At 69.9% G+C, this 21,776-nt stretch carries 24 protein-coding genes, 5 tRNA genes and 1 pseudogene; 23 read left to right on the forward strand and 7 right to left on the reverse strand.

Features of this window, described 5'->3' with window-relative positions:
• Positions 1 to 45 precede the first annotated feature (45 nt).
• The 9 genes from ACZ6ZP_RS31365 (at position 46) to ACZ6ZP_RS31405 (ending at position 4,014) form a co-directional block, all read left to right on the forward strand.
• Entirely contained in the window at positions 46 to 246 is a 201-nt protein-coding gene (locus ACZ6ZP_RS31365; protein ID WP_351165701.1) for a hypothetical protein, read from the forward strand.
• A 127-nt stretch (positions 247 to 373) separates the two neighbouring features.
• On the forward strand, positions 374 to 1,162 hold the full coding sequence (locus ACZ6ZP_RS31370) for a fumarylacetoacetate hydrolase family protein (RefSeq protein ID WP_469409241.1): 789 nt from the start codon (positions 374 to 376) through the stop codon (positions 1,160 to 1,162).
• Positions 1,155 to 2,636 (forward strand): glutamate--tRNA ligase, encoded by a 1,482-nt coding sequence (gene gltX / locus ACZ6ZP_RS31375; protein WP_351165307.1) that lies wholly within the window; start codon positions 1,155 to 1,157, stop codon positions 2,634 to 2,636. Before ACZ6ZP_RS31370 ends, gltX begins: the two co-directional genes overlap by 8 nt.
• 69 nt (positions 2,637 to 2,705) lie before the next feature.
• A complete protein-coding gene (locus ACZ6ZP_RS31380; protein WP_361465378.1) occupies positions 2,706 to 3,431 on the forward strand; it encodes an HAD family hydrolase in 726 nt (241 codons plus the stop codon).
• An 87-nt stretch (positions 3,432 to 3,518) separates the two neighbouring features.
• Positions 3,519 to 3,590 (forward strand) — tRNA-Gln (locus ACZ6ZP_RS31385).
• 21 nt (positions 3,591 to 3,611) lie between these two features.
• Positions 3,612 to 3,684: transfer RNA gene (locus ACZ6ZP_RS31390), tRNA-Glu, on the forward strand.
• A gap of 62 nt (positions 3,685 to 3,746) precedes the next feature.
• A tRNA-Glu gene (locus ACZ6ZP_RS31395) sits at positions 3,747 to 3,819 on the forward strand.
• A gap of 28 nt (positions 3,820 to 3,847) precedes the next feature.
• Positions 3,848 to 3,919: transfer RNA gene (locus ACZ6ZP_RS31400), tRNA-Gln, on the forward strand.
• Positions 3,920 to 3,941: 22 nt separating this feature from the next.
• A tRNA-Glu gene (locus ACZ6ZP_RS31405) sits at positions 3,942 to 4,014 on the forward strand.
• Between the two features lie 42 nt (positions 4,015 to 4,056).
• Here ACZ6ZP_RS31405 and ACZ6ZP_RS31410 read toward each other — a convergent pair.
• Positions 4,057 to 4,731, reverse strand: a complete 675-nt coding sequence (locus ACZ6ZP_RS31410; RefSeq protein ID WP_351165312.1) for a MerR family transcriptional regulator — start codon at positions 4,729 to 4,731, stop codon at positions 4,057 to 4,059.
• 129 nt (positions 4,732 to 4,860) lie between these two features.
• Between ACZ6ZP_RS31410 and ACZ6ZP_RS31415 the strand changes: the two genes are divergently transcribed.
• A complete protein-coding gene (locus tag ACZ6ZP_RS31415) occupies positions 4,861 to 5,319 on the forward strand; it encodes a DUF4188 domain-containing protein (RefSeq protein WP_366461519.1) in 459 nt (152 codons plus the stop codon).
• Positions 5,320 to 5,449: 130 nt separating this feature from the next.
• On the opposite strand, the gene ndgR is transcribed toward ACZ6ZP_RS31415, so the two are convergent.
• Positions 5,450 to 6,166, reverse strand: coding sequence for an IclR family transcriptional regulator NdgR (gene ndgR, locus ACZ6ZP_RS31420; protein WP_053137572.1), 717 nt, complete (start codon positions 6,164 to 6,166; stop codon positions 5,450 to 5,452).
• Between the two features lie 180 nt (positions 6,167 to 6,346).
• Between ndgR and leuC the strand changes: the two genes are divergently transcribed.
• From leuC to ACZ6ZP_RS31440, 4 genes are all read left to right on the forward strand, one after another.
• Positions 6,347 to 7,780: a 3-isopropylmalate dehydratase large subunit gene (leuC, locus tag ACZ6ZP_RS31425; RefSeq protein WP_351165314.1), complete on the forward strand. Its 1,434-nt coding sequence runs from the start codon at positions 6,347 to 6,349 to the stop codon at positions 7,778 to 7,780.
• 5 nt (positions 7,781 to 7,785) lie between these two features.
• The gene (gene leuD / locus ACZ6ZP_RS31430; protein ID WP_351165316.1) at positions 7,786 to 8,379 is read left to right on the forward strand and encodes a 3-isopropylmalate dehydratase small subunit; all 594 of its coding nucleotides are present in this window, start codon (positions 7,786 to 7,788) and stop codon (positions 8,377 to 8,379) included.
• 239 nt (positions 8,380 to 8,618) lie between these two features.
• The gene (locus ACZ6ZP_RS31435; RefSeq protein ID WP_249587526.1) at positions 8,619 to 8,855 is read left to right on the forward strand and encodes an SCO5555 family protein; all 237 of its coding nucleotides are present in this window, start codon (positions 8,619 to 8,621) and stop codon (positions 8,853 to 8,855) included.
• 173 nt (positions 8,856 to 9,028) lie between these two features.
• Positions 9,029 to 9,706: an HU family DNA-binding protein gene (locus tag ACZ6ZP_RS31440; protein WP_361465374.1), complete on the forward strand. Its 678-nt coding sequence runs from the start codon at positions 9,029 to 9,031 to the stop codon at positions 9,704 to 9,706.
• Positions 9,707 to 9,815: 109 nt separating this feature from the next.
• Here the strand turns inward: ACZ6ZP_RS31440 and ACZ6ZP_RS31445 are convergent, their stop codons facing one another.
• The gene (locus tag ACZ6ZP_RS31445; RefSeq protein ID WP_351165320.1) at positions 9,816 to 10,019 is read right to left on the reverse strand and encodes a hypothetical protein; all 204 of its coding nucleotides are present in this window, start codon (positions 10,017 to 10,019) and stop codon (positions 9,816 to 9,818) included.
• A gap of 13 nt (positions 10,020 to 10,032) precedes the next feature.
• The gene (gene cofC / locus ACZ6ZP_RS31450) at positions 10,033 to 10,668 is read right to left on the reverse strand and encodes a 2-phospho-L-lactate guanylyltransferase (RefSeq protein WP_351165323.1); all 636 of its coding nucleotides are present in this window, start codon (positions 10,666 to 10,668) and stop codon (positions 10,033 to 10,035) included.
• A 211-nt stretch (positions 10,669 to 10,879) separates the two neighbouring features.
• Between cofC and ACZ6ZP_RS31455 the strand changes: the two genes are divergently transcribed.
• From ACZ6ZP_RS31455 to ACZ6ZP_RS31465, 3 genes are read left to right on the forward strand one after another with little or no spacing between them, the layout of a single operon-like run.
• A complete protein-coding gene (locus ACZ6ZP_RS31455; RefSeq protein ID WP_361465369.1) occupies positions 10,880 to 11,674 on the forward strand; it encodes a lysophospholipid acyltransferase family protein in 795 nt (264 codons plus the stop codon).
• Complete coding sequence (locus tag ACZ6ZP_RS31460; RefSeq protein WP_469409244.1) at positions 11,671 to 12,681, forward strand: NAD(P)H-dependent glycerol-3-phosphate dehydrogenase; 1,011 nt, start codon at positions 11,671 to 11,673, stop codon at positions 12,679 to 12,681. The genes ACZ6ZP_RS31455 and ACZ6ZP_RS31460 overlap by 4 nt, the downstream gene beginning before the upstream one ends.
• A gap of 34 nt (positions 12,682 to 12,715) precedes the next feature.
• Positions 12,716 to 13,897: a D-alanine--D-alanine ligase family protein gene (locus ACZ6ZP_RS31465; protein ID WP_366461472.1), complete on the forward strand. Its 1,182-nt coding sequence runs from the start codon at positions 12,716 to 12,718 to the stop codon at positions 13,895 to 13,897.
• A 48-nt stretch (positions 13,898 to 13,945) separates the two neighbouring features.
• Here the strand turns inward: ACZ6ZP_RS31465 and ACZ6ZP_RS31470 are convergent, their stop codons facing one another.
• Together ACZ6ZP_RS31470 and ACZ6ZP_RS31475 are read right to left on the reverse strand one after the other, a co-directional pair.
• Entirely contained in the window at positions 13,946 to 14,428 is a 483-nt protein-coding gene (locus tag ACZ6ZP_RS31470) for a DUF3515 domain-containing protein (RefSeq protein ID WP_383823126.1), read from the reverse strand.
• A gap of 26 nt (positions 14,429 to 14,454) precedes the next feature.
• The gene (locus ACZ6ZP_RS31475) at positions 14,455 to 14,688 is read right to left on the reverse strand and encodes an Lrp/AsnC family transcriptional regulator (protein ID WP_351165332.1); all 234 of its coding nucleotides are present in this window, start codon (positions 14,686 to 14,688) and stop codon (positions 14,455 to 14,457) included.
• A gap of 209 nt (positions 14,689 to 14,897) precedes the next feature.
• On the opposite strand from ACZ6ZP_RS31475, the gene ACZ6ZP_RS31480 reads away from it, so the two are divergent.
• Positions 14,898 to 15,869, forward strand: coding sequence for a thiamine-phosphate kinase (locus ACZ6ZP_RS31480; RefSeq protein ID WP_351165334.1), 972 nt, complete (start codon positions 14,898 to 14,900; stop codon positions 15,867 to 15,869).
• Between the two features lie 23 nt (positions 15,870 to 15,892).
• Positions 15,893 to 16,092: pseudogene (locus tag ACZ6ZP_RS31485) on the forward strand (bifunctional hydroxymethylpyrimidine kinase/phosphomethylpyrimidine kinase); the annotation flags it as partial.
• Between the two features lie 116 nt (positions 16,093 to 16,208).
• On the opposite strand, the gene rpmB reads toward ACZ6ZP_RS31485, so the two are convergent.
• A complete protein-coding gene (gene rpmB, locus ACZ6ZP_RS31490; protein WP_160507429.1) occupies positions 16,209 to 16,394 on the reverse strand; it encodes a 50S ribosomal protein L28 in 186 nt (61 codons plus the stop codon).
• Between the two features lie 218 nt (positions 16,395 to 16,612).
• On the opposite strand from rpmB, the gene ACZ6ZP_RS31495 reads away from it, so the two are divergent.
• The 4 genes from ACZ6ZP_RS31495 (at position 16,613) to coaD (ending at position 21,752) form a co-directional block, all read left to right on the forward strand.
• On the forward strand, positions 16,613 to 18,304 hold the full coding sequence (locus ACZ6ZP_RS31495; RefSeq protein ID WP_469409248.1) for a DAK2 domain-containing protein: 1,692 nt from the start codon (positions 16,613 to 16,615) through the stop codon (positions 18,302 to 18,304).
• A gap of 71 nt (positions 18,305 to 18,375) precedes the next feature.
• On the forward strand, positions 18,376 to 20,577 hold the full coding sequence (gene recG / locus ACZ6ZP_RS31500; RefSeq protein ID WP_351165338.1) for an ATP-dependent DNA helicase RecG: 2,202 nt from the start codon (positions 18,376 to 18,378) through the stop codon (positions 20,575 to 20,577).
• Positions 20,578 to 20,652: 75 nt separating this feature from the next.
• Positions 20,653 to 21,246, forward strand: coding sequence for a 16S rRNA (guanine(966)-N(2))-methyltransferase RsmD (gene rsmD, locus ACZ6ZP_RS31505; RefSeq protein WP_351165340.1), 594 nt, complete (start codon positions 20,653 to 20,655; stop codon positions 21,244 to 21,246).
• Positions 21,247 to 21,272: 26 nt separating this feature from the next.
• Positions 21,273 to 21,752, forward strand: coding sequence for a pantetheine-phosphate adenylyltransferase (gene coaD / locus ACZ6ZP_RS31510; protein WP_351165707.1), 480 nt, complete (start codon positions 21,273 to 21,275; stop codon positions 21,750 to 21,752).
• The last annotated feature ends 24 nt before the right edge of the window (positions 21,753 to 21,776 follow it).

Consider the following 21,776-nt stretch of genomic DNA (forward strand, 5'->3'; position numbering starts at 1 on the left):
CGCGTCCACGACACGACGCCTCAACTGACAGGGCCCGAACAGCAGATGAAGACTGTGAAGTCGGCGATGTTCCACAACATAGCCAACCCCCGCCGCACCACCCTCGCGCACCTCACGGACGCCGAGGAGGTCCAGCCGGCCGCCGACCGCCCGGAGCACGCCGTCGAGCTGCCGACGCAGACGGCCAACCCCAAGCGCACGATCCTGATGGTCGCGCCGGAGGAATTCAGCCCGTCGGCGGTCTGAGCGCCGCCCGCGGCCGCGGGCGATCGAGGGGGCGGCGAGGCCGCGGGGTCGCAGGAGGCTTGGCGGGACGCCACCGCGTTAGCCTGGGGTGTCAGATCACTCTCCTCCAGCAAAGGGCCACCGCTCCGTGCGCATCGCCAGGTTCTCCATCGACGGCAACGTCGCCTTCGGCGCGGTCGAGGGCGAGAGCCCTCCCGGAACGACCGATGGGCTCGTCCTCGACATCATCAAGGGCATTCCGTTCGCGGACTTCGAGCTCTCCGGCACGAAGGTCCCGCTGAGCAAGGTCAGGCTGCTGCCTCCGGTGCTCCCCAACAAGGTCGTGGGCATCGGCCGCAACTACGCGGACCACGCCGAGGAACTCGGCAACGAGGTCCCGGACGTCCCCGTCGCCTTCTTCAAGCCCTCCACCTCGGTGATCGGCCCCGGCGACGCCATCGCGTACCCCTCCTTCTCGCAGGAGCTGCACTACGAGGCCGAGCTGGCCGTGGTCATCGGCCGCATGTGCCGCGAGGTCCCGCGCGAGCGCGCCCGTGACGTCATCCTCGGCTACACCTGCGCCAACGACGTCACCGCGCGTGACGTGCAGCGGCGCGAGAACCAGTGGGCCAGGGCCAAGGGCTTCGACAGCTCCTGCCCGCTCGGCCCCTGGGTGGAGACCGAGCTCGACCCCTCCGACCTCACCATCCAGTGCACGGTCAACGGCGAACAGCGCCAGCTGGGGCGTACGGCCGAGATGGTCCGCTCCATCGAGGACCTGATCGTGCACATCTCCGAGGCCATGACGCTGCTCCCGGGCGACGTCATCCTCACGGGCACCCCGGCAGGGGTCGGCCCCCTCAACGTCGGCGACGAGGTCGCCGTCACCATCGAAGGCATCGGCACTCTCACCAACAAGGTGATCAAGCGTGGCTAACGCGACGAACGTCCGCGTACGTTTCTGTCCCTCGCCGACCGGCAACCCCCACGTGGGTCTGGTCCGCACCGCTCTCTTCAACTGGGCCTACGCCCGGCACAACGAGGGCGTCCTGGTCTTCCGCATCGAGGACACCGACGCGGCTCGCGACTCCGAGGAGTCGTACGAGCAGCTGCTCGACTCGATGCGCTGGCTGGGCTTCGACTGGGACGAGGGCCCCGAGGTCGGCGGCCCGCACGCGCCGTACCGCCAGTCGCAGCGCATGGACATCTACCAGGATGTCGCGCAGAAGCTCCTGGACGGCGGCCGCGCGTACTACTGCTACTGCTCCACGGAGGAGCTGGACGCCCGCCGCGAGGCCGCCCGCGCCGCCGGCAAGCCGTCCGGCTACGACGGCCACTGCCGCGACCTGACCGCCGAGCAGCGTGCCGCGTACGACACGGAGGGCCGCAAGCCCATCGTGCGGTTCCGCATGCCCGACGAGGCGATCACGTTCACGGACCTGGTCCGCGGCGAGATCACCGTCCAGCCGGAGAACCTCCCGGACTACGGCATCGTCCGCGCCAACGGAGCACCGCTCTACACCCTGGTGAACCCGGTCGACGACGCCCTGATGGAGATCACCCACGTCCTGCGCGGCGAGGACCTGCTCTCCTCGACCCCGCGGCAGATCGCCCTCTACAAGGCGCTGACCGACCTGGGCATCGCCAAGGAGGCCCCGGCCTTCGGCCACCTGCCGTACGTCATGGGCGAGGGCAACAAGAAGCTCTCCAAGCGTGACCCGCAGGCGTCCCTGAACCTCTACCGCGAGCGCGGCTTCCTCCCCGAGGGCCTGCTGAACTACCTGTCCCTCCTGGGCTGGTCGTTCTCCGCGGACCAGGACGTCTTCTCGATCCCCGACATGGTCGCCAAGTTCGACCTCGCGGACGTGAACGCCAACCCGGCCCGCTTCGACCTGAAGAAGGCCGAGGCGATCAACGCCGACCACATCCGCATGCTGGACGTGCAGGCGTTCGCGGCGGCCTGCGAGCCGTGGCTCAAGGCCCCGCACGCGAACTGGGCCCCCGAGGCCTTCGATCAGGCCGCCTGGGAGGCCATCGCCCCCCACGCCCAGACCCGCATCAAGGTGCTCTCCGAGATCACGGAGAACGTCGACTTCCTCTTCCTGGACGAGCCCGTCGAGGACGAGGCGTCCTGGACGAAGGCCATGGGCAAGGGCGACCCGGCCGCGCTCCTGACGACGGCCCGCGCCAAGCTCGACGCCGCCGACTGGACGTCCCCCGAGTCCCTCAAGGAGGCCGTCCTGGCCGCCGGCGAGGAGCACGGCCTGAAGCTCGGCAAGGCCCAGGCCCCGGTCCGCGTGGCCGTCACGGGCCGCACGGTCGGCCTGCCGCTCTTCGAGTCCCTGGAGATCCTGGGCAAGGAGAAGTCCCTGTCCCGCATCGACGCGACCCTGGCGAAGCTCGCCGCGTAGCCGCGAGTACGCCGACGAAGGACCCGGAAGCCACCACGGCTCCCGGGTCCTTCGCCTACCGTCGTAGGCATGCCGATCAAAGCCGTGGTCTGGGACGTGGACGACACGATCTTCGACTACGCGCACGCCGACACCACCGGTATGCACGCCCACCTCACCGCCGAAGGTCTCATCGAGCGGTACGAGACCGCCGAGCGTGCCCTCGCGCTGTGGAAAGAGGTCACCGAGCGCCACTGGGCACGCTTCAGCGCCGGCGGCATCGAGTTCGAGGCCCAGCGCCGTGACCGCGTACGCGACTTCCTGGACGCCGTCCTCACCGACCAGGAGGCGGACGCCTGGTTCGAGCGTTACCTCGGTCACTACGAATCCGCCTGGACCCTCTTCCCCGACACCGTCCCGGTCCTGGACGCCCTCGCCGACGACTACCGCCATGCCGTCCTCTCGAACTCCGCCCTGATGGTCCAGGACCGCAAGCTGCGCGTCCTCGGCGTGCGCGACCGCTTCGAGTCCGTCCTGTGCGCCGCCGAGCTGGGCGTCTCCAAGCCCGCGGCCGAGGCCTTCCTCGCGGTGTGCACGACGATGGGGCTCGCGCCCGAGGAAGTCGCCTACGTGGGGGACCAGCCGGAGATCGACGCGAGAGGCGCCCGGGACGCCGGTCTTCTCGGGATCTGGCTCGACCGCAACAGCGCGGCGCAGGAAGGCCCGTCGGGCGTGCACCGCATCACGCGTCTCACCGAGCTGCCGCCGCTGCTCCGCGGCGATACCCGTTTTGGAGCGCCGTCCACCTTCGGGTAATGTTCTTCCTGCGCCGCCCGAGAAGGCCGAAAGGTCCGACCAGGAAGCGCAAGTCGAGCAAAACTCCCGCAAGGGGTTGCGTATCGATGGCCTATGGTGTAATTGGCAGCACGACGGTTTCTGGTTCCGTTAGTCTAGGTTCGAGTCCTGGTAGGCCAGCTCGCAGAGCTTATCTGCAACGCCCCCGTTGTGTAGCGGCCTAGCACGCCGCCCTCTCAAGGCGGTAGCGCCGGTTCGAATCCGGTCGGGGGTACAGATCCTTCCCATGGAAGCAGTCCGGGTCGCACCCGCTGCAGCCGATGCAGGATCGCTAGGGCCCCCGTTGTGTAGCGGCCTAGCACGCCGCCCTCTCAAGGCGGTAGCGCCGGTTCGAATCCGGTCGGGGGTACGCAGGGTCTAGCTGGTCTAGACCACAGTGGGCTATGGTGTAATTGGCAACACGACGGTTTCTGGTTCCGTTGTTCTAGGTTCGAGTCCTGGTAGCCCAGCGCAGTACAGCAGGACAAGCTAGCCCCCGTTGTGTAGCGGCCTAGCACGCCGCCCTCTCAAGGCGGTAGCGCCGGTTCGAATCCGGTCGGGGGTACGCGAACGGCAAGGGGCCTTCCCGCAAGGGAGGGCCCCTTCGTCATTCCTCCGACGTTCCCGGTGCGTCCGAACCCTCTTGCCCGTAGCGGCGGTTGGACTCCTCGGCCTGGGCGAGCCTGCGCAGGCTCAGCAGGACCGGCTCGTACAGCACGGTGAGGGCGACCGCCGCCTCGAGCTGCTCGTCGGGCGACTCGTGACGCTCCACCAAGTCCAGGTCGGTGACGGCCAGTTGACCGGCGGAGCGCGCGTAGGGCGTCAAGTCCTCGACGGCGCACGGGTATCCGAGCCGGGTGAGCGTCGCCACCGCGGTCACGAGCATTCCGTACGCCGGCGACTCGGACCCGTAGCCCTGGCTGAACTGCCAGTCGAGCCGGTCGAGCAGAGCGTCCACCGTGTGGCGCGCCGCGTCCGTGGCCGGATCGCCGGCCACGGGCTCGGGGCCGTGGGGGAGTGCCCAGACCGCCGTGCCCAGACGGGAGTTGTGGTCCAGGGACGCGTCCTCCAGGGCGGTGAGCACGTCCCGCGCGGACGAGATCGGCACCCGCCCCACCTGGATGAGGGCCCGGACCAGCCGCAGCCGCTGCAGGTGCTTCTCGTCGTACTCGGCCTGGGTCGCGCTCACGCGGCGGCCCGGCGGGAGCAGGCCCTCGCGCAGGTAGTACTTGATCGTGGCCGTCGAGACCCCGCTGCGCGTGCTGAGCTCCGCCAGTCTCATCGGCTCGCCGCTCCTCTTTTCTCTTGCGCATCCACTTGGTGAGTGGCACTATCCAATCATGGATAGCGAAACTATCCAACGCTCTCTGAAGGGGGAACCATCGTGAGCACCAAGCCGATCGAAGGGCGCATGACCGCCGACGCGCAGGGCGGCGTCACCGTCTTCACCATCGGGATGCGCATCAACAACTTCCGTGCCGTGCGCAGCTGGTGGCCCGTCTTCCGGGCGATGCCGCGGATGCTCAAGGAGCTGTCCATGGACCGGGAGATCGGCATGCTGGGCTATCAGCTGCTGTTCGGCGGGACGCGGCTGCTGTACGTCGTCCAGTACTGGGAGTCGCCGGAGAAGCTGCTCGCCTACGCGTCCGCGCAGGGCAAGGAGCACCGGCCCGCGTGGGCCGCCTTCAACCGGCGGGTGCGGGAGGGCAAGGGGAAGGTCGGCTTCTGGCACGAGACGTATGTCGTGCCCGCCGGTGCCCATGAGGCGGTGTACGTGAACATGCCGGAGTTCGGCCTGGGCCAGGCCATCGGCGTGGTGCCGGTCGGCCGCAGGGGAGACAGGGCCGCCGACCGTCTCAAGGCGGCGTGAGAACACGGATGTGAGAACACGGTTGTGAGAACCGTGGGGGCGCAGAAAAAAGAACGCCCGAGGGGTCGCCGCGGCGTTGAGGCGGCCCCTCGGGCGTTCTGCGTGCTGTCTGTGCGTGGTGCCGGGCCGGTCAGCCCGTGCGGCGCAGGGCCTCGGACAGGCGCCCGGCGGCGTCGATGATGGCCTGCGCGTGCATCCGGCCCGGGTGGCGGGTCAGGCGCTCGATCGGTCCGGAGACCGAGACGGCGGCGACCACGCGGTTCGAGGGGCCGCGCACCGGGGCGGAGACGGACGCGACGCCCGGCTCCCGCTCGCCGATCGACTGGGCCCAGCCCCGGCGGCGTACGCCCGAAAGGGCCGTGGCCGTGAAGCGGGCGCCCTGGAGGCCGCGGTGCAGGCGCTCCGGCTCCTCCCAGGCCATCAGGATCTGCGCGGACGAACCGGCCTTCATGGTGAGCGTCGAGCCGACCGGGACCGTGTCCCGCAGGCCCGAGAGGCGCTCGGCCGCGGCGACGCAGATGCGCATGTCGCCCTGGCGCCGATAGAGCTGCGCGCTCTCGCCCGTCACGTCACGCAGGTGCGTGAGGACCGGGCCCGCCGTGGCGAGCAGGCGGTCCTCGCCGGCCGCCGCCGCGAGTTCCGCGAGCCGCGGGCCGAGAATGAAACGGCCCTGCATGTCGCGCGCCACCATCCGGTGGTGTTCCAGTGCCACGGCGAGACGGTGTGCCGTGGGTCGTGCGAGTCCGGTGGCCGCGACCAGCCCCGCGAGGGTGGCCGGACCGGACTCCAGGGCGCTCAAGACGAGAGCCGCCTTGTCGAGAACGCCGACGCCGCTAGAGTTGTCCATGCGTCGATACTCGCGTCTCACTCTGTGAAACGCAAGTTCAATTTTCCATGGAACACGTCACCCTGTGAGTGCGATCCGCGGACCAACGGAAAGCGGCCCACGCGCGGCACGAGGGGTACGGGCGTGGACGAACAATTCTCTAGTTGGGCCGGCACAACACAGCCGGTCGGAGGGAAAGCGATGGGTAGGACACTCGCGGAGAAGGTCTGGGACGACCACGTCGTCCGGCGCGCCGAAGGCGAGCCCGACCTCCTCTTCATCGATCTGCACCTGCTGCACGAGGTGACGAGCCCGCAGGCCTTCGACGGCCTTCGGCAGGCCGGCCGCCCGGTGCGGCGTCTCGACCTCACCATCGCCACCGAGGATCACAACACCCCGACCCTCGACATCGACAAGCCGATCGCGGACCCGGTCTCGCGCGCCCAGTTGGAGACGCTGCGCAAGAACTGCGCCGACTTCGGTGTGCGCCTGCACTCGCTGGGCGACGTCGAGCAGGGCGTCGTGCACGTCGTGGGCCCCCAGCTGGGCCTGACCCAGCCCGGCACCACCGTGGTCTGCGGCGACTCCCACACCTCCACGCACGGCGCGTTCGGCGCCCTGGCGTTCGGTATCGGCACCTCCCAGGTCGAGCACGTCCTGGCCACCCAGACGCTGCCGATGGCCCGCCCCAAGACCATGGCCATCACGGTCGACGGCGAACTGCCCGACACCGTCACGGCCAAGGACCTGATCCTCGCCGTCATCACCAAGATCGGCACCGGCGGCGGCCAGGGCTACGTCCTGGAGTACCGCGGCTCCGCCATCGAGAAACTCTCGATGGAAGCCCGCATGACCATCTGCAACATGTCGATCGAGGCCGGCGCCCGCGCGGGCATGATCGCCCCCGACGCGACCACCTTCGACTACATCAAGGGCCGCGACCACGCCCCGCAGGGCGAGGAGTGGGACGCGGCGGTCGCGTACTGGAAGACGCTGAAGACGGACGAGGACGCGGTCTTCGACGCCGAGGTCTACGTCGACGCCACCCAGCTCGCGCCGTTCGTCACCTGGGGCACCAACCCGGGCCAGGGCGCGCCGCTCTCGGCGAACGTCCCCGATCCTGCTTCGTACGAAGACGCCTCGGAGCGGTACGCCGCCGAAAAGGCCCTGGAATACATGGGGTTGACCGCCGGGCAGGCGCTGCGCGACATCAAGGTCGACACCGTCTTCGTAGGTTCGTGCACCAACGGCCGTATCGAGGACCTGCGTGCGGCCGCCTCCATCGTCGAGGGCCGCAAAGTCGCCGACGGCGTACGGATGCTGGTCGTCCCGGGCTCGGTCCGGGTCGCCCTGCAGGCCATCGAGGAGGGCCTGGACAAGGTCTTCACCGCCGCGGGAGCCGAATGGCGGCACGCGGGCTGCTCGATGTGCCTGGGCATGAACCCCGACCAACTGGCCCCCGGCGAGCGCTCCGCGTCGACGTCCAACCGCAACTTCGAGGGCAGGCAGGGCAAGGGCGGCCGCACCCATCTGGTGTCGCCCCAGGTGGCCGCCGCCACCGCGGTCACGGGCCACCTCTCGTCGCCCGCCGACCTGACCGATGCCCCTGATGCCCCCGTCACCGCCGGAGTCTGAGAGCCATGGAAGCATTCACCACGCACACCGGCCGGGCCGTTCCGCTGCGCCGCAGCAACGTGGACACCGACCAGATCATCCCCGCCCACTGGCTGAAGAAGGTCACCCGGGACGGATTTGAGGACGGGCTCTTCGAGGCCTGGCGCAAGGACGGCGAGTTCGTCCTGAACCGCCCCGAACGCCAGGGCGCGACCGTCCTGGTCGCCGGTCCCGACTTCGGAACGGGCTCCTCGCGCGAGCACGCCGTCTGGGCGCTGCAGAACTTCGGCTTCAAGACGGTCATCTCCTCGCGCTTCGCCGACATCTTCCGCGGCAACTCGCTGAAGAACGGCCTGCTCACCGTGGTGCTCGACCAGCAGGTCGTGGACGCGCTGTGGGCCCTGACGGAGGCCGACCCGCAGGCCGAAATCACCGTTGACCTGCAGGATCGCCAGGTTCGCGCCGAGGGCGTCACCGCCGACTTCGAGCTCGACGAGAACGCCCGCTGGCGTCTCCTGAACGGTCTGGACGACATCAGCATCACGCTCCAGAACGAGCCGGACATCGCCGCGTACGAGTCGAAGCGCCCCTCGTACAAGCCGCGGACGGTGCAGGTCTGACACCCCCGCAACACCCTGGTGTACCCCCAATCGTGGACGGTTGGGGGTACATCTGTGTCTGCCCCCGGAGGGGTGTCCGCTGACCTGAACGGGTGGTCTCAACTCCCTTGATTCGGCAGGCAGAAGAGGCTTGAAATCCCCTTGTACTCGCATCGACCGGGTACCCTCAGGAGGGCGCCGGATGTGGGTAGTTACCCCCTGCGGAGGCGACAACTCGCCCCAGATGGCACAATCGGTGCATGGAACGTGACAGCCAACTCGAGCTCTACGGGCTTGTTGCGGACCAACTGAAGGAAGCGCACTCAAGGGTGCGTGCACTGCAAGTCCCGGAGGGCGTACGGATGGCGCTGACCCGGAAGCTGCTGGTCATTACGGCCGCGGCCAAACACGATCTCGCCGATGCGGCAAGGCGTCTGGAGCGATTGATGGAGTCCATCGACGAAGCCGACGAGGGCCGATTCCCCGAAGACGCTTGAGCCACAAGGCTCAAACGGCCCTTCGAGGAACCTTCGAGGAACTCATGGACAGCCGAGTTCGTTGCGGCACAAGGGTGATTAGCCCGTTTCGTGTTTGATTTGCGGTATATATCTGCCTAACGTGCGAAAAAGCCTGGCGAATACGCTCGGGCGAGGTCTCCGAAGGGGAAGACGTGAACAAGGCGCAGCTCGTAGAAGCGATTGCCGACAAGGTGGGTGGCCGTCAGCAGGCCGCCGACGCCGTGGACGCGGTTCTGGACGCAGTCGTCCGTGCCGTGGTCAGCGGAGACCGTGTTTCGGTCACCGGTTTCGGCTCGTTCGAGAAGGTTGACCGTCCGGCCCGTTACGCCCGCAACCCGCAGACCGGGGAGCGCGTTCGGGTCAAGAAGACCTCGGTTCCGCGTTTCCGCGCCGGACAGGGCTTCAAGGACCTGGTGAGCGGCTCGAAGAAGCTCCCGAAGAACGACGTCGCGGTCAAGAAGGCGCCCAAGGGCAGCCTTTCGGGCGGCAGCGCTTCGGCGACCGTGAAGAAGGCCGCGGCCAAGAAGGCCACCGCCAAGAAGGCGACGGCGAAGAAGGCCGCCACCGCCAAGAAGGCCACCGCCAAGAAGACGACGGCGACCGCCAAGAAGGCGGCCACCGCCAAGAAGGCGACGGCCAAGAAGACCACGGCGACCGCTAAGAAGGCGGCGACGGCCAAGAAGGCGACGGCCAAGAAGGCCGCTCCCGCCAAGAAGGCCACCGCCAAGAAGACCGCGCCGGCCAAGAAGGCCACCGCCAAGAAGGCGCCCGCCAAGAAGTCGACGGCGCGCAAGACCACCGCCAAGAAGGCGACCGCCCGCAAGAAGTAAGGGCACGAGGGCACTCACGCGCCGGGCCGGGCTCCCAACTGGGAGCCCGGCCCGCGGCGTGTCCGGGGCCCTGTGCGGGGCATGCGAGGGGCACCGGGGCGCCCTGGGCTCAGAACGTCTGAAGAGTCACCAACGTGATGCGGCGCCGCTCGCCCTCTCCCTCGACCTCGATCCGCACCCGCTGGCCGGGCCTCAGCAGCCGCAGGCCACCCGCGTCGAACGCCGGGGGATCGAAGGGCACCGGGGTGCCGTCGTCGAGCAGCACGCTGCCGCTGCGGGTCTCGGGGTCGTACGTGTACGCGGTCGCCTGCATGGGGGAAGCGTACTCAGTCGGCGATCAGCAGCCGCGCGGCGGCCGCAGCCGTGCGCGGCCCGACGCCCAGCGCGAGAGCGGCCCGCAGATCGTCGCCGGTGTCCACGTCCTGGCGTACGGAATCCACGCCGTCGAGCGGAAGTTCCACCGCGCCGGAAGCGGCGTGCCGGGAACGGGACGCCGCGCCGAATGCGGGGCGCAATTCCGTGCCGGGCGCAGCGGACAGCAGTGTCGTGCCGATTCCTGCGGCATCCGAGAGGAATGAGCGGGGAAATTGGGCGGCGCCGTCGAGTACCCGGGCCAATTCCAGGGGGCGCAGTGCCGGGAGGTCGGCATTCAGGGCCGCGACGGCCGTTTCGGGCCGCCCGGTGCGCACGGCCGCCGCGCCGTGCGCCAGAGCGGCGTTGAGGCCTCCCGCGGGCTCGTCCCGCACGATCCGGGCGCCCAGCAGGGCGAGCTCGCGCCCGGCGAGGCCGTCGTCCGTGACGACCACCACATCGCGTACCGCGGGGCAGGCCGTCACGGCGGCCACGGTGTCCTGGGCGAAGGCGAGGGCGAGGCCCGGCCGCAGGGTGTCGCCGGTGGTGGCGGTGAGCCTGCTCTTGGCGCGCTCCAGCGGTTTCAGGGGTATGACCAGGGTCCACTGCACGGGGGGCGGCTCCGTCCTTCGCGTCGGGCCCATTGTGACCTGCTGACCGGGGCGCCGGCGGGGCCGGGTTCCGGGATCGGAAGGGGCGGCGCATTGCGCCTCTTTGCCAGGGCGGTGGCGGGAGACGGGTGGGCGTACGGTGTTCTCGACAGACAGGCAGCCTGGGGCGACACTTGTGCGGCCGACCAGGTTCATGGAGGAAGGTGTCCGAGTGTCCCGCCGCAGAATCGGCTTCTGGTACCGCCTGGCGGCGGTCATCGCAAAACCGCCGCTGGTGGTTCTGTTCAAGCGGGACTGGCGTGGAATGGAACACATTCCGGCCGACGGTGGATTCATCACCGCGGTGAATCACAACTCGTATATCGACCCACTGTCGTACGCGCATTTTCAGTACAACACCGGACGAGTGCCCCGTTTCCTGGCAAAGGACGGCCTTTTCAAGGACGGGTTCGTCGGCAAGGTCATGAAGGGCACGGGCCAGATCCCGGTCTACCGCGAGACCACGAACGCGCTCGACGCCTTCCGTGCCGCGGTCGACGCGATCGAGCGCGGCGAGTGCGTGGCGTTCTACCCCGAGGGCACCCTCACCAGGGACCCCGAGATGTGGCCGATGACGGCCAAGTCCGGTGCCGCGCGGGTCGCCCTGCGGACCAAGTGCCCGGTGATCCCCGTCGCCCAGTGGGGCGCCAACCTCGCACTTCCCCCGTACAGCAAGAAGCTCAGCCTCTTTCCGCGCAAGAAGCTCCAGGTGCTCGCGGGCAGTCCGGTCGACCTCTCGCGCTTCTACGACAAGGAACCGAGCCCCGAGGTCCTGCGGGAGGTGACCGAGACCATCATGGCCGCGGTCACCGAACTCCTGGAGGAGATCCGGGGGGAGCAGGCCCCCGAGATCCCGTACGACCCGCGCAGGGCGCGCGCCGCCCAGCGACGCAGGGCGGCGGAGAACCGCACCGCTCGCAGCGTCACGCAGAACACCCCCAAGAACACCACGGAGGACAGCAAGTGACGAACCCGGTGAAGGCCGCCGTCTTCGGAACGGGCTCCTGGGGTACTGCCTTCGGCATGGTGCTCGCCGACGCGGGGTGCGACGTCACCCTGTGGGGCCGGCGCACCGAACTCGCCGACGCGGTCAACTCCTCGCGCAGGAACCCCGACTACCTCCCCGGTGTCGAACTCCCGGAGAACCTCAGGGCGACCACCGACCCGGCCCAGGCCGCAGCCGGCGCCGACTTCACCGTGCTCGCCGTGCCCTCGCAGACCCTGCGCGGCAACCTCGCCGAGTGGGCGCCGCTGCTCGCTCCCGACACCGTCCTCGTCTCCCTCATGAAGGGCGTCGAGCTCGGCTCCGCGATGCGGATGAGCGAGGTCATCGAAGACGTCACGAAGGTCGCCGCCGACCGCATCGCCGTCGTCACCGGGCCCAACCTCGCCCGCGAGATCGCCGCCAGGCAGCCCGCGGCCGCCGTGGTCGCCTGCCGCGACGAATCGATCGCGCAGCGCCTCCAGACCGCCTGCCACACGCCGTACTTCCGCCCGTACACGAACACGGACGTCGTCGGCTGCGAACTCGGCGGCGCCGTCAAGAACGTCATCGGCCTCGCCGTCGGCATCGCGGACGGCATGGGCCTGGGCGACAACGCCAAGGGCTCGCTCATCACGCGCGGCCTCGCCGAGACCACCCGCCTGGGCCTGGCGATGGGCGCGGACCCGCTGACCTTCTCCGGCCTCGCGGGCCTGGGCGACCTGGTGGCCACCTGCTCGTCGCCGCTGTCGCGCAACCACACCTTCGGCACCAACCTCGGCAAGGGCATGACGCTGAAGGAGACCATCGCGGTCACCAAGCAGACCGCCGAGGGCGTCAAGTCCTGCGAGTCGGTGCTCGATCTGGCCCGCAGGCACGGCGTCGACATGCCCATCACCGAGACGGTCGTGGGCATCGTGCACGAGGGCACGCCCCCGGTGGTCGCCCTCAAGGAACTGATGTCGCGCAGCGCCAAGCCCGAGCGCCGCTGACTGTTTTTTCCTCAGCGGGTACTCTCAAGCCGATATGAGCAGCGAGAACCTCCCCCAGAGCCCCAAGGCGCACCCCGAGCAGAGCTCTGAGCTGCCGCTCCGCAAGCCGCGTGTGGCCGTCGTGTTCGGCGGCCGCAGCTCGGAGCACGGCATCTCGGTCGTCACGGCGGGCGCCGTACTGCGTGCCATCGACCGCACCAAGTACGACGTCCTGCCCATCGGCATCACGACGGAGGGCCGCTGGGCCCTGACCGCCGACGATCCCGAGCGCATGTCCATCACCGACCGCCAGGTGCCCAACGTCGACGCGCTCGCCGAGTCGACCGACGGCGGCGTCGTGATGCCCCTGGACCCGGGCAACCGCGAGGTCGTCTACAGCGAGCCCGGCGCCGTGCCCAAGGCGCTCGGCGAGGTCGACGTCGTCTTCCCGGTGCTGCACGGTCCGTACGGCGAGGACGGCACGCTCCAGGGACTCCTCGAGCTCTCCGGAGTGCCCTATGTGGGCGCAGGAGTGCTCGCGTCGGCCGTCGGCCAGGACAAGGAGTACATGAAGCGGGTGTTCACCTCCTTCGGGCTGCCCGTCGGCCCGTACCTGGTGATCCGCCCGCGCGAGTGGGACCGCGACCAGCAGGCCGCCCGCAAGAAGATCGCGGGGTTCGCCGGCGAGCACGGCTGGCCGCTGTTCATCAAGCCCGCGCGTGGTGGCTCCTCGATGGGCATCACGAAGGTCGACTCCTTCGAAGGCCTCGACGAGGCGATCGAGGAGGCCCGCCGCCACGACCCCAAGATCCTGGTCGAGTCGCTCCTGCGCGGCCGCGAGATCGAGTGCGGGGTCCTGGAGTTCGAGGACGGGCCGCGCGCGAGCCTGCCCGCCGAGATCCCGCCGGTGCAGTCGCACGACTACTACGACTTCGAGGCGAAGTACATCGACTCGACGCCCGGGATCGTGCCCGCCCCGCTGACGCCCGAGCAGACCGCCGAGATCCAGCGGCTGGCCGTCGACGCATTCGAGGCCACGTCCTGCGAGGGCCTGGTGCGCGCGGACTTCTTCCTCACCGAGGACGGGCAGTTCGTCATCAACGAGATCAACACGATGCCCGGCTTCACGCCCATCTCGATGTACCCGAAGATGTGGGAGGCGAGCGGCGTCAGCTACCCCGAGCTGGTGGACCGCCTCGTCCAGGCGGCCCTCAACCGGTCGACGGGGCTGCGCTAGCACCCTGTAACCGGAGCACCCGTACACAGGGAGCACCCCGTACAGGCGCTATGCGATCCCCTTCGGGATGGCCTTCTTGACGGGGGCGGCGAAGTCCGTCAGCGGGCTCACGCCGCTCCCCGCGCGCTCCTTGGGCAGCGTGACCTCCACGTACGCCTTGCGCAGCGTGGAGGTGAAGCGGAACGAGCCGTCGTCCTGCTCATCGAGCAGCCAGTTGACGCCGTCCGCGGTCACGCCGTCCGCCTCGGGGTTGTTCATCTCGGTCGGTCTCGCGACACCGCAGCGCAGTATGATCGCCGGGTCTCCCCACCCGGCGGTCAGCTCGGACTTCGGCTCGGGATCAGCGCGCCCCAGACCGTCCACCTTCTTCGGCAGCTGCTTGTCCAGGTTCCGGCACAGTTCGGTGACCTTGCTGTCCGGGGTGGGAACCGCAGCCTCGGCCGCTTCGTCTGCTGAGGAGCAGCCCGCTGACGCGATCAGGAGTGCGAATGCGGGGGCCGAGACGAGGCAGCGACGCCGGCGACGGGAAATCTTCACCGGCCAAGGGTAGACGGGGGCTAGAGGTGCACGACGGGGCAGGTCAGGGTCCGGGTGATGCCGTCCACTTGCTGGACCTTGGCGACCACCATGCGGCCGAGTTCGTCCACCGTGTCCGCCTGCGCGCGCACGATGACATCGTAGGGACCGGTCACGTCCTCGGCCTGGATCACTCCCGGGATCTTGGCGATCAGCTCGGCGACGGTCGACGCTTTGCCGACCTCGGTCTGGATCAGGATGTACGCCTGTACCACGGAACCTCCAGGGCGGCCACGAGGATCATGTGGGGAGAAGGGACGCCACGGTACCGCGTCGCCGCTTCCAGCGGGGAGACCCGGGGGAGCTGTGGCGCGCACATCGCGGTGGACGGGCAACAGAAGTTGACGGTCATACCGACCGTACCTATGACAGTGAAGGCTCGCGACCGCAAGCCGAGCAGCGTGAAAGGGCATGGTGAGTCCCGGTGAAGGGAACCGTCGGCGAGTTGGGGGAGTTCGGGCTCATCAGGGAACTCACCTCTCGGCTCACCACCACCCCGGCCGTCCGGCTCGGCCCCGGCGATGACGCCGCCGTCGTGTCGGCCCCCGACCGCAGGGTCGTGGCCAGCACCGACATCCTTCTGGAGGGGCGGCACTTCCGCCGCGACTGGTCCACCGCGTACGACGTGGGCCGCAAGGCCGCTGCGCAGAACCTCGCGGACATCGCCGCCATGGGCGCCGTACCGACCGCTCTGCTCCTCGGCCTGGTCGTGCCCGCCGAACTCCCCGCCAGCTGGCCCACCGAGCTCATGGACGGCCTGCGGGACGAATGCCAGGTCGCGGGAGCGGCCGTCGTGGGCGGCGATGTCGTACGCGGCGACACGATCACCGTCGCGATCACCGCGCTCGGCGATCTGCGCAACCACGAACCGGTCACCCGCGCGGGCGCCCAGACCGGCGATGTCGTCGCCGTCACGGGCTGGTTGGGCTGGTCCGCAGCCGGGCACGCGGTGCTCTCGCGCGGCTTCCGCTCGCCCCGCGCCTTCGTGGAGGCCCACCGCAGGCCCGAACCGCCGTACCACGCGGGCCCCGCGGCCGCCGGCCTCGGCGCGACCTCGATGACGGACGTGAGCGACGGGCTCATCGCCGACCTCGGCCACATCGCCGAGTCGAGCAAGGTGCGCATCGACATCCGCTCCGGAGACGTCGACGTGCCCTCCCAGATGAACGACATCGGCCAGGCCGTCGGCGTCGACCCGCTCCAGTGGGTGCTCAACGGCGGCGAGGACCACGCGATCGTCGCGACGTTCCCCGCGGACGTGAAGCTGCCCGCCCGCTGGAAGGTCATCGGCGAGGTCCTCAACCCCTCGGCCCTGCCGCAGGTGACGGTCGACGGGGCGCCCTGGACCAGCAAGGGCTGGGACCACTTCGGCGACAACGGAGAGCTCGACGGATGACACCGGCGCCCGCGTCCTGACCGTCGCCGTCGCCGTCGCCGCCGCCGCCGCCGCCGTCGCCGTCGCCGGCTCCGACTCCGGCGGTGGCGCGGGCCTCCGGGCCGACGTGAAGACGATGCTCGCGCTCGGCACGCACGGCAACTGCGTCGTCACGGCCGGCATGCAGGCGTCGGCCGAACTGGTCGAGACGATCGCCGAGTTGATCGCGGGCACGGACAGTCCCCATAGGCAGGGCATACAAAAGAGACGGTCCCCCGAGGGGGACCGTCTCTTTTAGCAACCAGCTAGGTGGCCGCGCAGTGGGGCATCCCCTGCTCATTAAGAGCTTGGGGAATTGCGTCAGCGCGAGACCTTGCCGGCCTTGATGCACGAGGTGCAGGCGTTGAGCCGCTTCGGCGTCCCGCTGACCACGGCACGAACGCGCTGGATGTTCGGGTTCCAGCGACGGGACGTACGGCGGTGAGAGTGCGAGATGTTGTTGCCGAAGCTCGGCCCCTTGCCGCAGACGTCGCAGTTGGCAGCCACGGGTCACTCCAAGACTTCAGATGCACTTACGGTTAATCCCGGCATGCCGGGATCAGTGCAATGATCGTGGGTGGCGTTGCCAGGAGGAATGTCCCGATGGGTATCGGGCAACCGGAGCAGCATACAACGACTGCTTCGATAGAACGAAACTACCATGTCTCGCCCCGGCCCCGCCCCGGGCCCTTCGCCCGTCCCGGTCTACGCTGCGTCCAGTCCGGATGCCTTTAGGAGGCGAGCAGGTGCCGCAGAACCTCGACGCCGTCGCGGTGCGCGCCTGGTGCGGCCTCGCCCTGGACGCCCTGGGAAGGGCCCGCGAGGAGATCGACGCGATCAACGTCTATCCGGTCGCGGACGGGGATACCGGAACCAACCTTTATCTGACCGTGGAATCGGCGGCCCAGGCGGTCGACGCGGTCTTCACCGGACTCGAGCCGACCCGGCCCGCCCTGGCCGAGGCCGTGCGGGCGATGGCGCACGGCGCGCTGATCGGGGCCCGCGGCAACTCGGGCACGATCCTCTCGCAGCTGCTGCGGGGGATGGCGCAGGTGCTCGGCGCCGACCGTGACTCGGATCACGCCGACGGCCGGGAGCTCGCGCTCGCACTGCGGCAGGCCGCGGAGTCCGCCTACCAAGCGGTCGCGCATCCCGTCGAGGGCACGGTCCTGACGGTGGCCGCCGCCGCGGCCGACGCCGCCTCCGGTGCCGACGGCGACTGCGGGGCGGTGGCGCGGGCCGCGTACGACGGTGCGTGCCGGGCGCTGGACGCGACGCCGGAGCAGCTCGCGGTGCTCGGGCGCGCGGGAGTGGTGGACGCCGGCGGACGTGGGCTCGTGGCGGTGCTCGGCGCGCTGGTGGGAGCCCTTTCGGGCGGGACGGTGCTCCCGAAGACGGCCTCCCCGCACCTGAGGACGACCGCTTCGGGCGGCCACGCGCGCGTGGAGCCCACCGAGTGCCAGGAGCCCCCGGCCGACCCCACAAACGCCACGGCCCCCGCCTTCGAGGTCATCTACCTCCTGGAGGCCGACGACACGGCCGTCGCGCGGCTGCGGACACGGCTCGACGGACTCGGTGACTCGCTCGTCGTCGTCGGCGGCGACGGCCTGTGGAACGTCCACGTCCATGTGGACGACGCCGGTGCCGCCGTCGAGGCGGGCGTCGAGGCCGGACGGCCGCACCGCATCCGCATCACCCACTTCGGGGTGGGGGACGCGCACACCGCGGGCGTCACGCCGCCGCCCCGGGAACGGGCGCAGCGCGCGATCGTCGCCGTCGTACCGGGGGAGGGCCTCGCCGGTCTCTACACCGAGGCCGGGGCGACGACCGTGCCCACGCGCCCCGGGGAGCCGCCCGCCAGCGGGGAGCTCGTCGAGGCGATCCGGCGGGCCCACGCGCGCGAGGTGGTGCTCCTGCCGAACGACGCCGAACTGCGTCACACCGCTGCCGCGGCGGCGGAGCAGGCCCGCACCGAAGGCGTGCGGGTCGCGCTGATCCCCACCCGGTCCGCGGTCCAGGGCATCGCGGCGCTCGCCGTGCACGAGCCGGACCGCCGCTTCGACGAGGACGTCGTCGCGATGACCTCGGCGGCCGGCGCGACCCGGTACGCCGAACTGGCCGTCGCCGAGCGGCAGTCGTGGACCATGGCGGGCATCTGCCAGGCCGGTGACGTCCTCGGCCTGATCGACGGCGACGTGGCGGTGATCGGCGACGACACCACGCGCACCGCACGGTCCGTCCTCGACCGGATGCTGGCCGCGGGCGGCGAGATGGTCACGCTGGTGCTCGGCGACGACGTGCCGGACAGCCTCGGCGAGGAGCTGGAGAAGCACGTGCGCGAGATGCATCTGGCGGTCGACACCGTGGTCTACCGAGGCGGCCGCCAGTCGGCCCTGCTGCTGATCGGCGTGGAGTAGCCGACGCTCGCGACCATCCTGACCAGCGGATTTCACGGACGTACGCCGAATTGTCAGTGGCGTGGTGTGCAATGGATCTCGTGCCCGCGCTCGAAGAACCCCTGAAGAAAGTGGTCGGTCCCGCCACCGCGAAGGTGATGGCCGAGCACCTGGACCTGCACACCGTCGGTGACCTGCTGCACCACTATCCGCGCAGGTACGCGGAGCGTGGCGAGCTCACCCGCCTCGCCGACCTGCCCCTCGACGAGCACGTCACGGTGGTCGCCCAGGTCGCGACGGCGCGCATCCTGACGTTCAACGGCGGCAGGGGCCAGCGCCTCGAAGTGACGATCACCGACGGCAGCGGCCAGCTCCAGCTGGTCTTCTTCGGCCGCGGCATCCACAAGCCGCACAAGGACCTGCTGCCCGGCACGCGCGCGATGTTCGCGGGCAAGGCGTCCGTCTTCAACCGCAAGATGCAGCTCGCCCACCCCGCGTACGAACTCCTGAAGGGCGAGGCCGACGAAGCGGTCGACTCCTGGGCCGGCGCCCTCATCCCGATCTATCCGGCCACCGCCAAGCTGGAGTCCTGGAAGATCGCCAAGTCCGTGGACGCGGTCCTGCCCAGCGCCCAGGAGGCCGTCGACCCGCTGCCGCCGAGCCTGCGCGACGGCCGGGGGCTGATCCCGCTCCCCGAGGCGCTCCTGAAGATCCACCGCCCGCACACCAAGGCGGACATCGCATCCGCCCGCGACCGCCTGAAGTGGGACGAGGCCTTCGTCCTCCAGGTGGCCCTGGCCCGCCGGAGGTACGCGGACGCGCAACTGCCCGCGATCGCCCGCCGCCCCCGCGACGGCGGCCTGCTCGACGCCTTCGACGCCAAACTGCCCTTCACCCTCACCGAGGGCCAGGAAAAGGTCTCCAAGGAGATCTTCGACGACCTGGCGACCGAACACCCGATGCACCGGCTCCTCCAGGGGGAGGTGGGCAGTGGGAAGACGATGGTGGCCCTGCGCGCCATGCTCGCCGTCGTGGACGCGGGCGGGCAGGCCGCCATGCTCGCGCCGACCGAAGTCCTCGCCCAGCAGCATCACCGCTCGATCACCGAGATGATGGGCGAGCTCGCCGAGGGCGGCATGCTCGGCGGCTCGGACCAGGGCACCAAGGTCACGCTGCTGACCGGCTCCATGGGGGTGGCGGGACGGCGGCAGGCGCTGCTCGACCTGGTCACCGGCGAGGCCGGGATCGTCATCGGCACGCACGCGCTGATCGAGGACAAGGTCCAGTTCCACGACCTGGGCCTGGTCGTCGTCGACGAACAGCACCGCTTCGGGGTCGAGCAGCGCGACGCCCTGCGCGGCAAGGGCAAGCAGCCCCCGCACCTCCTCGTCATGACGGCCACGCCCATTCCGCGCACGGTCGCGATGACGGTCTTCGGCGACCTGGAGACCTCGGTCCTGGACCAGCTCCCCGCGGGCCGTTCGCCGATCGCCACCCATGTCGTGCCGGCCGAGGACAAGCCCCACTTCCTGGCGCGCGCGTGGGAGCGCGTGCGCGAGGAGGTCGAGAACGGCCATCAGGCGTACGTGGTGTGCCCCCGGATCGGCGACGACATCGACGAGGCCGCCGATCCGAAGAAGGCCAAGAAGAAGGCCGAGGAGGAGGCCACCGCCGAGAAGCGGCCCCCGCTCGCCGTCGTCGAGGTCGCCGAGCAGCTCGCCCGCGGCCCGCTGAGCGGCCTCAAGGTCGAGATCCTGCACGGCCGCATGCAGCCCGACGACAAGGACGCGGTGATGCGCCGCTTCGCCGCGGGCGAGACCCAGGTCCTGGTCGCGACGACGGTCATCGAGGTCGGCGTGAACGTCCCGAACGCCACCGCCATGGTGATCATGGACGCGGACCGCTTCGGCGTATCGCAGCTGCACCAGCTGCGCGGACGCGTCGGCCGTGGCTCGGCCCCGGGCCTCTGCCTCCTGGTCACCGACATGCCCGAGGCGAGCCCCGCCCGCGCCCGCCTCGGAGCCGTGGCCGCCACGCTCGACGGCTTCGAGCTCTCCCGGATCGACCTGGAGCAGCGCCGCGAGGGCGACGTCCTCGGCCAGGCGCAGTCCGGTGTCCGCTCCAGCCTGCGCATGCTCGCGGTCATCGAGGACGAGGAGATCATCGCCGAGGCCCGCGAGGAGGCCGTCGCGGTGGTCTCCGCCGACCCGGACCTGGAGCGCCTGCCCGAGCTGCGCACGGCCCTGGACGCCCTCCTGGACGACGAGCGCGAGCAGTACCTCGACAAGGGCTGACAGGCAGGAGCGGCGCCGGGGCTGAGAGACTGAGGGCGGATCTTCCCGCACGATCGTTCACCGACAAGGACTCAGATGACCCGCGTGATCGCCGGTGTGGCCGGCGGACGTCGCCTCGCCGTCCCGCCCGGGACCGGCACCCGGCCCACGACCGACCGCGCACGCGAGGGCCTGTTCTCCACCTGGCAGGCCCTCCAGGGAACGCTGGACGGCGCGCGCGTCCTGGACCTGTACGCCGGGTCCGGAGCCATCGGCCTCGAAGCGCTCTCGCGCGGCGCGGGCCACGCCCTGCTCGTCGAGGCCGACGCCCGCGCGGTGCGCACCGTCAGGGAGAACGTGAAGTCCATCGGCCTGCCCGGCGCCGAGGTCAGGGCGGGCAAAGCGGCCCAGATCGTCCAGGGCGGCGCCCCCACGGACCCGTACGACCTGGTCTTCCTCGACCCTCCGTACGTCGTCACCGATGACGATCTTCGCGAGATTCTGCTCACACTCCGTGCGGGGGGCTGGCTCACCGACGATGCGCTCGTCACCGTTGAACGCAGTACCAGAGGCGGAGAATTCAGCTGGCCCGACGGCTTCGAAGCACTGAGGTCCCGTCGCTACGGCGAAGGCACGTTTTGGTACGGTCGCGCCGCCTCTACGTGCGACGACTCAGTGATCGCGCCATGACCGGACCGGAGAGCGAGGGACTTCAGTTGCGCCGCGCCGTCTGTCCGGGGTCATTCGACCCCATCACCAATGGACACCTCGACATCATCGCCCGCGCCTCCAGGCTGTACGACGTGGTGCACGTCGCGGTGATGATCAACCAGTCGAAGAAGGGCCTGTTCACCGTCGACGAGCGGATCGAGCTGATCCGCGAGGTGACGGCCGACTTCGGGAACGTCGAGGTCGAGTCCTTCCACGGCCTTCTCGTCGACTTCTGCAAGCAGCGCGACATCCCGGCCATCGTCAAGGGTCTGCGCGCGGTCAGCGATTTCGACTACGAACTGCAGATGGCCCAGATGAACAACGGCCTCTCGGGCGTCGAGACCCTGTTCGTGCCGACCAACCCCACCTACAGCTTCCTCTCCTCATCGCTGGTCAAGGAGGTCGCCGCCTGGGGCGGTGACGTCGCCCACCTGCTGCCGCCGGTGGTCCACGAGGCGTTGGTGGAGCGCATCGGCAAGAAGTGACGGCCTGACAGCCCGTCACCCGGT

The sequence above is a fragment of the Streptomyces sp. NPDC054047 genome, from assembly GCF_055585065.1.